Below are 11600 nucleotides of genomic sequence, written 5' to 3' on the forward strand. Positions count from 1 at the left end.
TGTCCCCTTCGTCTAGTGGCCTAGGACACCGCCCTTTCACGGCGGTAACAGGGGTTCGAGTCCCCTAGGGGACGCCACGATTACCCGCTTTGCGGGATTTTTAAGGGTCATTCAATTATTGAATGGCCCTTTTGTTTGTCTGGCGTTTACTGCCTGCGTGACCATTTCCCTGGATCAATACATGCCCCGTGCCTTTGCGCAGAGCGGGTGCGTTACACTGCGCGCTTCATTTGTGTGCGTGGAGACAGGGCATGAGTTGGGACTTGGCAACACCGTTCATCATTGATCTGCAAGTGCAGGCCGAGGACATTGACGGATTTGGCCATGCCAATAACGCCGCCTACGTGGTGTGGCTTGAACGTTGCGCCTGGCGCCACTCACAGCGTCTGGGGCTGGATTTAACCGAATACCGCCGCCTTGATCGCGCCATGGCCGTGGCCCGCCATGAAATTGATTACCTGGCCAGCGCCTACGAAGGCGATGAGTTGCAACTGGCCACCTGGATTGTGGATTGCGACCGTCGCCTGCGCATGACCCGTCACTTTCAGTTGATACGCCCCAGCGACGCCAAAACCTTGCTGCGAGCGCAAACCACCTTTGTGTGTATCGAGCTGTCCAGTGGTAAGGCGAAGCGTTTGCCGGCCGAATTTCTTGAAGGGTATGGCCCGGCCATCGTGGCGCGCTGATCAAGACACGTCGTTGATACCGCATCGCGGCCGAACCCCGTAAACTGCCGCACGTTTTTGAAGAGAGTCACCCATGCAAATTGCCTTGGCGCCGATGGAAGGGTTGGTCGATAACATCCTGCGTGATGTGCTGACCCGCACCGGCGGTATCGACTGGTGTGTGACCGAATTTATTCGCGTCACTGAACGGCTGCTGCCTGAAGCCTATATCCACAAGTTTGCCCCTGAGCTGCAAAACGGTGCGAAAACCCGCGCCGGGGTGCCGCTGCGCGTGCAGTTATTAGGTTCTGACCCGGCGTGCCTAGCCGATAACGCAGCCTTGGCCTGCCAGTTGGGCAGTGAGGTGATCGACCTCAATTTCGGCTGCCCGGCCAAAACGGTGAATAAATCCCGCGGCGGGGCCGTGTTGCTCAAAGAGCCGGAGTTACTGCACGCCATCCTGCTGCAAGTGCGCCGTACCGTCCCTGCGCATATTCCGGTGACGGCAAAGATGCGTCTGGGCTTCGACACGCCTGACAGCGCCAATGAATGTGCGATTGCCCTCTCCGAAGGCGGTGCCAGCCAGATCGTGGTGCATGCGCGAACCAAGATGGACGGTTACAAACCGCCTGCGCATTGGGAGTACATCGCTCAAGTGCAGGACGTGGTCAAGGTGCCGGTATTTGCCAACGGTGACATCTGGTCGGTTGAAGATTGGCGTCGTTGCCGCGAAATCAGTGGTGCCGAAGACATCATGCTGGGGCGTGGTCTGGTGTCGCGCCCTGATTTGGCCCGGCAGATTGCGGCAGCTCGTGCGGGCGAAGAGGTGGTGCCGATGACCTGGGCCGATTTGCAGCCCATGATCCAGGATTTCTGGGCGCAGGCCGAGGCGCAGTTGACCCCGCGCTCAGCGCCGGGTCGGCTCAAACAGTGGCTGGCCATGCTGACCCGCAACTACCCCGAAGCGGTGGTGTTGTTCAATGCCATGCGCCGTGAAACTGACTGCGAAAAAGTCCGCCATATGGTCAACAATCCGCCGCAGGACGCTGCCTGAGGGGTGGAAAAAATAAATTAAAAAAAATTGAAAAAAAACCCTTGAAATGGATTTGGCGGTCCCTATTTAGGGGTTAAGCGATGCCGAAACCGGGTCGCAGATACACAATCTCGCTGAAATCAGGAGGCTAAATTATGAGCAACGCATTTTCCATGGCGCCACTGTTCCGTAATTCTGTCGGCTTTGACCGTTTTAGTGACTTGTTTGAAACCGCACTTCGCAATGATTCGAGCGGTGGGTACCCACCTTACAACGTTGAAAAACGCGGTGAAGACAGCTATCGCATCGTCGTAGCAACCGCAGGCTTCCAGCAAGATGACCTGGACCTGCAAGTAGAGAAAGGTGTGCTGACCGTGAGCGGCAGCAAACGCGAAAGCACCAACGAAGAAGGCGTGACCTTCTTGCATCAGGGCATTGCGCAACGGGCATTCAAATTGTCCTTCCGCCTCGATGACCATATCGAGATCAAAGGCGCAAACCTGAGCAATGGCTTGCTGAGCATCGACTTGCATCGAGTCGTGCCAGAAGAAGCGAAAGCAAAACGCATCCCTATCAATGGGGATCAACAAGCCACTCTGCAAAACTGATCTGAGTGAGCGTCTGACAGGAACCCCGTCTTTGGGCGGGGTTCTTCTCAACCCGTCCGGGCGCTGGCCCGTGACGCACTAAAGAGCAGTACGCAGGCATTTGCTTTGAACCCTCTCCCCAAAGCGAGTGCCTGCTTTTTTATTTGCCGGTTTCGTGGCGGGCTTTCAGGTTTTTATCCGCTTTATAGCGCAAGGCCACATCGGGCACGCTGCCGCTTTTACCGGTTTCTACCCACTTACGAATACGCCCTGCATCAGCAAAGTGGGTGTATTTGCCAAAAGCATCAAGAATGACCAGCGACACCGGGCGGTTGCCCATTTCGGTGACCAGTACCAGGCAGTGGCCTGCCTGATTGGTAAAGCCGGTTTTGGTGATCTTGATGTTCCACTTGTCTTTGTTCACCAGATGATCGGTATTACGAAAACCCAGCGTGTAGTTAGGTTTGCGGAACGCCACGGTTTTTTCTTTGGTGGTGCTCAACTGGCTGAGCATCGGGTATTTGCGGGCCGCTGACAGCAGCTTGCTCAAGTCCCGGGCCGTGGACACGTTGTGCATCGACAGACCGGTGGGTTCGACGTAATGCGTATTCATCATGCCCAGGCTCTTGGCCTTGGCATTCATCGCGGCGATAAAGGCGACATAACCTCCCGGATAATGGTGGGCGAGGCTGGCGGCGGCGCGGTTTTCCGAAGACATCAAGGTGATCAGCATCATTTCGTGACGCGACAGCTCGCTGCCCAGCTTGACCCGGGAAAACACGCCCTTCATTTCCGGCGTGTCGCTGATATTGACTGAGATGTACTCGTCCATCGACTGCTTGGCATCCAGCACCACCATGGCGGTCATAAGCTTACTGACCGAGGCGATGGGGACAACAACGTCGGGGTTGCTGGCATAAATGACTTTATTGGTTTGCAGGTCAACCAGCATGGCGCTGCCTGAGGCAATGTGCAGTTGTGAGGTATCGCGTGGCGCTAGTGTGCTTTCAGTCGCTGCGGCAACTGAAGAGGCGGCGGTGCCTGTGAGCACTAAAAAAAGACTCAAAATCGAAAGATGAATTTTCACGCAGATTGACTCAAAAAAGGTGGAAGAGAGCTGCAACCCAGGGGGTGATTTACACATTGGGTTACATTTGCGGAGTATGGACCAAGACTGCTTGAAATTCCTGTATTTGCGGGGGGTTACACGATGTATTTGATGTTAATAGTCTTTTTTGGGCATTAAGCCGATGGCCATTTCTCGAACAGACGGCGGCGCGCACTGAGGGTAGCAGTTTGAAACTGAGCGCCACCTGAACGGGGGCTTGAAGGTCGTGCAGCACGCTGACCCTGGCAATTGTGTAAAATGCCGCCCCTTTAAATGACCGGCCGTCCCGATGACTCCTGAAGCATTAAGCACTCTGCACCTGCATTTATCGACCGCGCTGGAGGCTGCGCCGGCAGAAACCCGGCGCTTGTTCCATGGCCGTGGTCGTTGCTGGCCGGGGCTTGAGCAAGTGACGGTGGACTGGCTGCAAGGTGTGGTGCTGGTTTCGCTGTTCAAGGAGCCTGAACCTGAACAGCTTGAGGCGCTGAAGCAGTTGCTGCTCGACCTTGCACAGTCGCCTGTGTGGCAGGCCAGCGGCGCACACACGCTGGTGTTGCAGCATCGCTATACCCTGCAAAGTGATACCGAGTGGCTGGTGGGTGAGGCGATTGACGAGTGGACGCTGACCGAAGGGGGGTTGCGGTATCTCGTCGACCTGGGCCGCAAGCAGAACAACGGCTTGTTTCTGGACATGCGCTATGGCCGCGATTGGGTGCGAGCCCATGCCGAGGGCAAGCGGGTCTTGAACTTGTTTGCCTACACCTGCGGTTTTTCGGTCGCGGCCATCGAAGGGGGCGCGCAGCATGTGGTCAACCTCGATATGTCGCGCGCCGCGCTGAGTCGTGGGCGTGATAACCACCGGCTCAATGGGCATGACATGAGCAAGGTGAGTTTTCTGGGGCATGATCTGTTCAAGTCCTGGGGCAAGGTCAAAAGCATGGGGCCCTATGATCTGGTGATCATTGATCCGCCGTCCTTTCAGAAAGGCAGCTTTCTGTTGACCAAGGATTATCAGCGCGTGGTGCGCCGCTTGCCGGAACTGCTGACTGAGAACGGCACGGTGTTGGCCTGCATGAATGATCCGGCGTTGGGCTCGGACTTCCTGATTGACGGCATCACGGTCGATGCACCGGCTTTGAGGTTTGTGCAGCGTCTGGACAATCCACCGGAATTTCCGGACGCCGATGCTGAATGCGGCCTGAAGGCGCTGGTGTTCAAACAGGGTATTTGACAGGCAAAAAAAAGCCCGCGGGGGAGGGTGCGGGCGAAGGGTTCATTAAATGAGCAAACCGAATATAGCGCGCGTTACCAGCAAAAACTGTGAAACAAATTTCATGCGGGTGTAGCCGCTGCCAAAGGCCGTAGGCGCAGGGCTACACGAATCGAGTATTACTTGGTGCGTGACGACTCGAACAGGAACCAGACGCGCTCTTCAGCTTCGTCGATCCAGTTTTCCAGCAGACTGGTGGTGGCGACATCGCCCAGCTCCGAGCACATGTCGTGGGTTTCACGCATGTAGCCGGCCAGCTGAATATTGTCTTCGCGCAGCTCTGCCAGCATGTCTTCGGGGGTGACGAAATCAGCGTCGTTGTCCAGCAAACGCTGCAGCCGTTTGATATGGCCGATGGAGCGGATGGTGGTGCGACCCAGCTTGCGCACGCGCTCGGCAATGGCATCGGTGGTGGCATAAATCTGGTCAGCTTGTTCGTCCAGCAGCAGGTGGAAGTCACGGAAGTGCGGGCCGGACATGTGCCAGTGGAAGTTCTTGGTTTTGAGGTAAATGGCAAAGGTGTCTGCCAGTAGAGCATTCACTTCAGCCGCAATATTGATGCAGGCTTCTTCGCTCAGCGCCGTAGGTGTCCGCAGATCGGCCTTTCTGCTTTCCTTGGCGGATTTCAGGTCTTTCATGGTGGTTCCTCGTGATGGCTGTGAATGAAAACAGGTGGGTCATGCCCGCTGACTAAAGACCACGATCAGTTTTCCGTCAAACCTGTCAGACCGCTGCACGTCAGCGGTTACACTCATCGACTGGTTGAATAACAAGATCGTTCAAGACTTTTTTATCTCGAACTGCGACCCTTTGACGCTGCTGACTGCCGGATGCTTTTAAATGCCTACCACTGTTCCTCGCATCGCATTTTCTCGCGGTGCAATTGCCTGTCTTCCTTTGACGCTGGCGTGCGCGCCCTGGGGCTTGCTTGCAGGCTCGACGGCGATTGATGCCCAACTGTCCCCGTTGCAAAGTCAGGGTCTGTCCTTATTCGTGTTTGCCGGTGCTGCCCAATTGGTGGCCATTGGCATGATCAAGGGCGGTGCCAGTGTGATTTCAATTTTGGTGACCACGCTGCTGCTGACCTCGCAGCATTTGCTCTACGCGATGCACCTGCGCCCGCTGGTGGCGCCCTTGCCTGGCAAGTGGCGTTTGGGGCTGGGGTTTTTGCTGACGGATGAGTTCTTTGCGCTGGTCAGCCCGTTTGACCGCCAGACCTTTAATCGCTGGTACGCGCTGGGTGTGGGGCTGTGCATGTACGTGGGCTGGAACATCTTCACCCTGTTGGGGGTGGTGCTGGGCAAAAGCATTCCGGGGCTGGATCAGTTAGGCCTTGAGTTCTCGATTGCAGCGACCTTTATTGCGCTGATTACCCCGATAGTGCGCAATCTGCCCACGGTGGTGTGCGTGGCGGTTTCGCTGCTGTGCGTGGTGCTGTTCAGTGCTTGGCAGTGGGAGTCGGCGATTGTACTCGCGGGCCTTGCCGGCATGTGCGCGGGTTATGTATGCAAGCGCCTGGGAGGGTACTTCGCATGATCTGGGTGATTATTGGCGGGATGACGCTGATTCTGTTTTTCAACCGCTACCTGTTTCTGGAGCCGCGCTTGCCGATTCGCCTGAATCGCGGGGTCAAGGAGTTCCTCGGGTTTGCGGTGCCGGGCATGTTGACGGCAATTTGTGGGCCGATCATTTTTATCAAGGATCACACCTTGAACCTGAGTCCGGCTAATCCTTACCTGCTGGCCGGGCTCTGTGCGATAGGTCTGATGCTCTGGACCCGCAACGTGTTGCTCAGTGTCGTGTTAAGTGTGGCGTTGTTTTACCTGTTTCGCTGGTGGCTATGACCTCCGCGGCAGCGCGGGTGGAGAAGGGGCCGCTGACGGTAACGCCGTCGCTGACGACGTACCAGCAGGCGAGCAGGCCGTCAGCCCTGAGTGGGGCGGGAACAGCGCTGCCAATGACTGACATGACATGAACGTTGGACATATACACCTCCGGCTAACAATGGACTTAGCTTACGGCGGTGGCCGCCGAGCAAAAAATCATTGCGGGTGATAGTGGCCATTGATGTCAGTGTGGATCAGTCGACCACTTGGTCAAGCATGTCCATGACATCCTCCTCGCTCAGCAAACCCTGATGGACAAGATGCTGGGCCAACAACGACACCATTTTTGCGCTGCGATGGCCTTCAAGCTGCTTGAGTTCCGTCAGGGTGTTGTAGACCTTGCTGGAGGTGCACAGGCCTACAATGCGGTGCGGGTTTTGGGTGGGCATGCCGGTCGTCCTTGTTTTTATTTACGTCTTGTGGTCTTCGCTCATGCCGCTGCATGGCGTTACTTTATGCCGCATTTGCAGCGGGTTGATCGGTTCACAAGCGACTTTCATGCCAGTTTTATGGGTCGCGCCCTTGAATTCCCCCCGATTACCAGCGAGGCGGGCCGTAGTAGCCTCTTGGAGGACCGTAATACACCGGCTGCGGCCGACCGTAATGACCTTGATAGTAGACCGGCTGCGGCGCCTGCACATACACCGGCTGTGGCTGGTAGTACACCGGCGGGGCCTGCACATACACCGGTTGCGGCTGCACATAGACAGGCTGTTGTTGCACATACACCGGGCGTTCTTGCTGGCCGGCGATCACCGAACCGATAACAGCAGCACCGACCACTGCGCCGACGATGGCCGGGCCCGCACCCCAACCGCCATGAGCGGAGGCGGGGCCTGTGACAGCCAATGCGCCAATAAGTAAAGCGACTGCGGGGAGAGTACGCATCATGACGATTCCTCGAACTTCAGCACGGCCCGCAGACAGCGTGCGGGGATAACATTCAGACAGCGGTTTTTGAAAAAACTGCGAAGCCCCTGAGTAAATTTTGTGTAAGGTCTTGCGGGGTGCTGACACGTTTAAGCGCTGCGCCTCACGTTCCAGTCATAAATATCATCAGAAAGCATTCAGCAAGGAGATGGGCATGCAAATGAATCCGGATAAAGATACCCGGTTGTGCATATCGCTGTCGGGCCGACCGGGCAACTTCGGACTGCGTTTTCATAATCATCTGTACGAACAACTGGGCCTCAATTTTTACTACAAAGCCTTTACCACCAAAGACCTTACCGGGGCGGTGACCGGTATCAGGGCGCTGGGAATTCGCGGTTGCGGGGTGTCCATGCCGTTCAAGGAAGCCTGCATCGCGCTGGTGGATGAGCTGGATGCCTCGGCGCAGGCGATTGCGTCGATCAACACCATCGTCAATACCGACGGGCACCTTAAGGCCTACAACACCGATTACATCGCCATCGCGCAATTGCTCCAGACCCATCAGGTGCCCAAGGACACGACCTTTGCCCTGCTGGGCAGTGGCGGCATGGCCAAGGCCGTGGCCAGTGCCTTGCGTGATGGCGGTTATCGCAACGGCATGGTGGTGGCGCGCAATGAGCTGACTGGGCCGGCGCTGGCGACCAGTTGTGGCTATTCGTGGCAAGCGCAGTTAGGCGCGCACAGGCCGCAAATGCTGATCAATGTATCGCCGGTGGGGATGGCGGGCGGGGCGGAAGCGGATGATTTGGCGTTTGAAGAGGATGCGGTAGACAGTGCAGAGATTGTCTTCGACGTGGTGGCCATTCCAGTGGAAACACCCCTGATCAAGCGCGGGCGTGCACAGGGCAAGCAGGTGATCACCGGGCTGGAAGTCATCGCGATTCAGGCGGTAGAGCAGTTTGTGCTGTACACCGGCGTTCGCCCAACCCCTGAGCAGTTTCAGGCGGCTGTGGCCTTTGCGCGCAGCTGACAACGTAGCGGGCGAGTCACCTCGCCCGTTCGCGGGTTACTCCAGTTCTGCCAGGCGCGCTTCCAGCGCGGCAATGCGCGCCTCCAGCGCTTCAAAGCGTTCCAGTGAAACACTTGAACCGCTGCTGCGCTCAGCAGGTTGCTGACGGGCAGCCATCAGGGTGTCGATATCGGCCGGGTCGCCCAGTGCGTGCATGTAACGGTCTTCGCGCTGGCCGCTCTGGCGTGGCACCAGTAACGCCAGATCGCGGGCGATCAGGCGTTCGAGCTGGTGCTGCACTTGCTCGGTGTCTTCAAAGTCGTGCATGCGCGAACTGCGGGTCAACAGTTCGTTGAGGGTTTGTGGGCCGCGCAAAAACAGCAGGCCCAGCAGGATCACTTGCGCAGGCACCAGTTCCAGTGCCTTATCGACTCGATGTTCCCAGCGGTCTGCCCGGCTGCCCATCACCAGCCGGGTAAAGCCGCGGCCTTCCAGTGCGCGCAGGCTGTGTCCGACCTGCCCTTGGGTCAGGCTCATCACCGGCTCGCGGCTGGTTTTCTGATTGCATGCCAGCACCAGCGCATTGAGCGTCAGCGGGTAGGTTTCAGGGTTGGTGGCTTGTTTCTCGATCAGCGAGCCGAGAATGCGAATCTCGATGGCGTCGAGCCGGGGTTCGCTGGGGGCGTCGAGGAGGGTGCTATCCGAGGATTGACTTGAAGGCGCTTCCATTTTTCTTCTCCATTTTTAGCCAGCGGCCATTGTGGAGTTTTTTCTGCGCCAGAGCGACTGTCATGCGCAGCAATGACAACGCTCGTCGCCTCGTAGCAACTGACGAGCTCTGCGAGGCTGCGTTCGACGATGCAATCGTCGCAAGATCTGCGGGTGCGGAGTAACGAATAGCCAAAAAAGCTGGCCTTTACGCATTTGACGGACCGGGCTTAATGGTTTTGCGACGGCTTTGCCGCCGAACGCAGCCTCGCAGAGCTCGTCAGCTGCTACGAGGCTTTTGCATGTTGGGTTAACGGTTAACCAGCTTCGCCGGGAGTGCGATCACCAGCAGGCTGCTCAGCAGCAGGCAGAGCGCGAAGAACCACAGCGCGCCATTGCCGCTGCCGGTGACGTCGATGGCAATGCCCATCAAGGAGTTGCTCACCAACCCGGCAATATTGGCCAGTGAGCAGGCCAGGGCAAAGCCGGTGGCTGCCGCGCGGCCTTTGAGAAAGGTTGCCGGTAGACTGAAAAACACCGGCACGGCGCCAATGATGGCCGCCGAAGCAATGCCGAACAGCAACACCGTGGCAAACACGTTATGGCTGTAAAAGGTGGTGCCTGCCATCGCGGCCGCGCCAATGATAAACGGCACAATGATATGCCAGCGGCGTTCGCGGCGACGGTCAGAGCTGGCGCCGATCATCAGCATGCCAATCACGGCGGCGGCGCTGGGCAGGGCGGTCAGTACGCCAATATGGAAGTTGTCCGCCACGCCCGCATTGCGAATGAAGGTGGGCATCCAGAAGGCCATCGCATAGGCGCTGAGCAGGATGGAAAAATCGATACCGCCCAGCATCCAGACTTTCAGATTGAAGAAGCCGTCGCGAAAGCTGTGCTTACTGTGTTTGCCTTCGGCGTCGTCCTGACGCAGCTCGGTTTCGAGCAGGGTTTTTTCTTCAGGGCTCAGCCATTTGACCGAGTGATGACTGTTGGGCAGTGCCCAGAACGTCAAAATACCCAGCAATACGGTGGGTACGGCTTCAAGGATAAACAACCACTGCCAGCCGCGAAGGCCTGCCGTGTTGTCGAACGCGCCCATGATCCAGCCCGACAGTGGCCCGCCGATGACGCTGGACAGGGGCATGCCGATCATGAAGAGGGCGATGATGCGACCGCGCCGATGGGTCGGAAACCAGGTGGTCAGGTAGTACAGCACGCCCGGCAGAAAGCCCGCTTCAGCCGCGCCCAGCAGAAAGCGCACGATATAGAACTGGGTCGGGGTGGTGACGAGCATGGTGCAGGCCGACAGCAGCCCCCAGCTGATCATGATCCGGGCGATCCAGACTTTGGCGCCGATTTTTTCAAGGGCCAGGTTGCTCGGCACTTCGAACAGGATATAGCCCACAAAGAACAGGCCCGCACCCAGGCCGAACGCCGTTTCACTGAACTGCAAGTCGCCGAGCATTTGCAGCTTGGCAAAGCCGATGTTGATCCGGTCCAGATAGGAGGCCAGATAACAAAAGCAAAGAAAGGGAATGAGCTTCCAGGTGATCTTGCGATAGAGCACCTGGAGCGGATCTGCGACAGGGGTCGCAAGGGTTGTACCAGCATTTGCAGAGGGCATGTGTGTCTCCTGGCGGTGACGTATTGTTATGGGTGTAGCCGCGATCAGTGCTTTGGCAGGCTCGTATAGCGGCTTCCAAAGGCAGAGTCAGAAGACTGGGCAGGCCTCGAATCAGGCCCTTGCTCAGTTAGGGCGACCAGTGCTCTGCGGCCTGGTTCAGTGGCGGACTACCCTGTCCGCCGGTCAATCTAGTGGCTGATTTTGAACTGTTTGATGGCCTCCTGCTTGCTGACAACGTCACCGTATTTGCTGTCGATATCGAACAGATTGGCTTCATGGGGTGCGCTGTGACGATCACCGACACATTCGCGCACAACAATGGTTCGAAAGCCGTGTTGCACCGCATCCACCGCCGTGGCTCGGATGCAGCCGCTGGTGGAGCAACCGGCCAACACCACGGTGTCGATACCTTGAGCGTGCAACAGGGATGCCAGGCTGGTGCCGAAAAACGAACTGGCGTATTGCTTGCTGATCACGACTTCGTCCGGGGTAGGCAGCACGGCCTCGCAAAAGGCGGCCAATGGATTACCCTCGACCATGTCTTTCATGACCGGCGCTTTTTTAACCCAGATGCCGCCATCAATAAAATGCCCCGGGTGATAACGAATATTGGTGTGCACCACCAGTATCTGCTGATCGCGGGCGCAGGCCAGCAGTTCGACACTTTCGGCCACGGCACTGACCACGCCGGGAGCGAACAGAGGAGCGCCCTCAAGGGTGTAGCCCTGCATGAAATCGATCATCAGCAACGCTGGTTTCTTACCGAAACCGATGCGTTGGCCCCACACGCCCTGATAGTTGGCGTCGGCACTTAGCTCTTCAGACATGTTTAGC

Annotated in this window: 15 protein-coding genes and 1 tRNA gene; 8 read left to right on the forward strand and 8 right to left on the reverse strand. The window is 57.4% G+C overall.

Annotated elements, in window-relative coordinates:
- The first annotated feature begins 1 nt into the window (after position 1).
- From GHN86_RS16740 to GHN86_RS16755, 4 genes are all read left to right on the forward strand, one after another.
- A tRNA-Glu gene (locus GHN86_RS16740) sits at positions 2 to 77 on the forward strand.
- A 174-nt stretch (positions 78 to 251) separates the two neighbouring features.
- The gene (locus tag GHN86_RS16745) at positions 252 to 686 is read left to right on the forward strand and encodes an acyl-CoA thioesterase (protein ID WP_153382753.1); all 435 of its coding nucleotides are present in this window, start codon (positions 252 to 254) and stop codon (positions 684 to 686) included.
- A gap of 73 nt (positions 687 to 759) precedes the next feature.
- The gene (locus GHN86_RS16750) at positions 760 to 1719 is read left to right on the forward strand and encodes a tRNA dihydrouridine synthase (protein ID WP_153386966.1); all 960 of its coding nucleotides are present in this window, start codon (positions 760 to 762) and stop codon (positions 1717 to 1719) included.
- Between the two features lie 134 nt (positions 1720 to 1853).
- Positions 1854 to 2306 (forward strand): Hsp20 family protein, encoded by a 453-nt coding sequence (locus GHN86_RS16755; protein ID WP_153382749.1) that lies wholly within the window; start codon positions 1854 to 1856, stop codon positions 2304 to 2306.
- Positions 2307 to 2445: 139 nt separating this feature from the next.
- Here the strand turns inward: GHN86_RS16755 and pbpG are convergent, their stop codons facing one another.
- A complete protein-coding gene (gene pbpG, locus GHN86_RS16760; protein WP_323369581.1) occupies positions 2446 to 3372 on the reverse strand; it encodes a D-alanyl-D-alanine endopeptidase in 927 nt (308 codons plus the stop codon).
- Between the two features lie 310 nt (positions 3373 to 3682).
- Here pbpG and GHN86_RS16765 point away from each other — a divergent pair, with 310 nt between their 5' ends.
- Positions 3683 to 4624 carry a class I SAM-dependent methyltransferase gene (locus tag GHN86_RS16765; protein WP_153382745.1) on the forward strand — a complete coding sequence of 314 codons (942 nt, stop codon included), beginning with the start codon at positions 3683 to 3685 and terminating at the stop codon, positions 4622 to 4624.
- Positions 4625 to 4782: 158 nt separating this feature from the next.
- Here the strand turns inward: GHN86_RS16765 and GHN86_RS16770 are convergent, their stop codons facing one another.
- A complete protein-coding gene (locus GHN86_RS16770; RefSeq protein WP_153382744.1) occupies positions 4783 to 5301 on the reverse strand; it encodes a Dps family protein in 519 nt (172 codons plus the stop codon).
- Positions 5302 to 5503: 202 nt separating this feature from the next.
- On the opposite strand from GHN86_RS16770, the gene GHN86_RS16775 reads away from it, so the two are divergent.
- Together GHN86_RS16775 and GHN86_RS16780 are read left to right on the forward strand one after the other, a co-directional pair.
- On the forward strand, positions 5504 to 6199 hold the full coding sequence (locus tag GHN86_RS16775; protein ID WP_153382743.1) for an AzlC family ABC transporter permease: 696 nt from the start codon (positions 5504 to 5506) through the stop codon (positions 6197 to 6199).
- Complete coding sequence (locus GHN86_RS16780) at positions 6196 to 6507, forward strand: AzlD domain-containing protein (RefSeq protein WP_153382741.1); 312 nt, start codon at positions 6196 to 6198, stop codon at positions 6505 to 6507. The genes GHN86_RS16775 and GHN86_RS16780 overlap by 4 nt, the downstream gene beginning before the upstream one ends.
- Here the strand turns inward: GHN86_RS16780 and GHN86_RS23715 are convergent.
- From GHN86_RS23715 to GHN86_RS16790, 3 genes are all read right to left on the reverse strand, one after another.
- Positions 6455 to 6649, reverse strand: coding sequence for a hypothetical protein (locus GHN86_RS23715; protein ID WP_228389624.1), 195 nt, complete (start codon positions 6647 to 6649; stop codon positions 6455 to 6457). The two genes, GHN86_RS16780 and GHN86_RS23715, sit on opposite strands and share 53 nt — an antisense overlap.
- Positions 6650 to 6743: 94 nt before the next feature.
- Positions 6744 to 6938, reverse strand: a complete 195-nt coding sequence (locus GHN86_RS16785) for a hypothetical protein (protein ID WP_153382739.1) — start codon at positions 6936 to 6938, stop codon at positions 6744 to 6746.
- Positions 6939 to 7086: 148 nt separating this feature from the next.
- Positions 7087 to 7440 (reverse strand): hypothetical protein, encoded by a 354-nt coding sequence (locus GHN86_RS16790; RefSeq protein ID WP_153382737.1) that lies wholly within the window; start codon positions 7438 to 7440, stop codon positions 7087 to 7089.
- A 193-nt stretch (positions 7441 to 7633) separates the two neighbouring features.
- Here GHN86_RS16790 and GHN86_RS16795 point away from each other — a divergent pair, with 193 nt between their 5' ends.
- Positions 7634 to 8452: a shikimate 5-dehydrogenase gene (locus GHN86_RS16795; protein ID WP_153382735.1), complete on the forward strand. Its 819-nt coding sequence runs from the start codon at positions 7634 to 7636 to the stop codon at positions 8450 to 8452.
- A 36-nt stretch (positions 8453 to 8488) separates the two neighbouring features.
- On the opposite strand, the gene GHN86_RS16800 is transcribed toward GHN86_RS16795, so the two are convergent.
- The 3 genes from GHN86_RS16800 to GHN86_RS16810 form a co-directional block, all read right to left on the reverse strand.
- Positions 8489 to 9160: a YceH family protein gene (locus GHN86_RS16800; protein WP_153382733.1), complete on the reverse strand. Its 672-nt coding sequence runs from the start codon at positions 9158 to 9160 to the stop codon at positions 8489 to 8491.
- A 289-nt stretch (positions 9161 to 9449) separates the two neighbouring features.
- On the reverse strand, positions 9450 to 10766 hold the full coding sequence (locus tag GHN86_RS16805; protein ID WP_153382731.1) for an MFS transporter: 1317 nt from the start codon (positions 10764 to 10766) through the stop codon (positions 9450 to 9452).
- A gap of 188 nt (positions 10767 to 10954) precedes the next feature.
- Positions 10955 to 11593: an N-carbamoylsarcosine amidohydrolase gene (locus tag GHN86_RS16810; protein ID WP_153382729.1), complete on the reverse strand. Its 639-nt coding sequence runs from the start codon at positions 11591 to 11593 to the stop codon at positions 10955 to 10957.
- Positions 11594 to 11600: the final 7 nt, after the last annotated feature.

This window comes from Pseudomonas helleri (assembly GCF_009600315.1).
GTDB lineage: Bacteria > Pseudomonadota > Gammaproteobacteria > Pseudomonadales > Pseudomonadaceae > Aquipseudomonas > Aquipseudomonas helleri_A.

Coding starts and splice junctions, on each gene's coding strand:
- GHN86_RS16745 (WP_153382753.1), top strand. CDS start 252: ATGAGTTGGGACTTGGCAACACCGTTCATCATTGATCTGCAAGTGCAG.
- GHN86_RS16750 (WP_153386966.1), top strand. CDS start 760: ATGCAAATTGCCTTGGCGCCGATGGAAGGGTTGGTCGATAACATCCTG.
- GHN86_RS16755 (WP_153382749.1), top strand. CDS start 1,854: ATGAGCAACGCATTTTCCATGGCGCCACTGTTCCGTAATTCTGTCGGC.
- GHN86_RS16765 (WP_153382745.1), top strand. CDS start 3,683: ATGACTCCTGAAGCATTAAGCACTCTGCACCTGCATTTATCGACCGCG.
- GHN86_RS16770 (WP_153382744.1), bottom strand. CDS start 5,301: ATGAAAGACCTGAAATCCGCCAAGGAAAGCAGAAAGGCCGATCTGCGG.
- GHN86_RS16775 (WP_153382743.1), top strand. CDS start 5,504: ATGCCTACCACTGTTCCTCGCATCGCATTTTCTCGCGGTGCAATTGCC.
- GHN86_RS16780 (WP_153382741.1), top strand. CDS start 6,196: ATGATCTGGGTGATTATTGGCGGGATGACGCTGATTCTGTTTTTCAAC.
- GHN86_RS23715 (WP_228389624.1), bottom strand. CDS start 6,649: ATGTCCAACGTTCATGTCATGTCAGTCATTGGCAGCGCTGTTCCCGCC.
- GHN86_RS16785 (WP_153382739.1), bottom strand. CDS start 6,938: ATGCCCACCCAAAACCCGCACCGCATTGTAGGCCTGTGCACCTCCAGC.
- GHN86_RS16790 (WP_153382737.1), bottom strand. CDS start 7,440: ATGATGCGTACTCTCCCCGCAGTCGCTTTACTTATTGGCGCATTGGCT.
- GHN86_RS16795 (WP_153382735.1), top strand. CDS start 7,634: ATGCAAATGAATCCGGATAAAGATACCCGGTTGTGCATATCGCTGTCG.
- GHN86_RS16800 (WP_153382733.1), bottom strand. CDS start 9,160: ATGGAAGCGCCTTCAAGTCAATCCTCGGATAGCACCCTCCTCGACGCC.
- GHN86_RS16805 (WP_153382731.1), bottom strand. CDS start 10,766: ATGCCCTCTGCAAATGCTGGTACAACCCTTGCGACCCCTGTCGCAGAT.
- GHN86_RS16810 (WP_153382729.1), bottom strand. CDS start 11,593: ATGTCTGAAGAGCTAAGTGCCGACGCCAACTATCAGGGCGTGTGGGGC.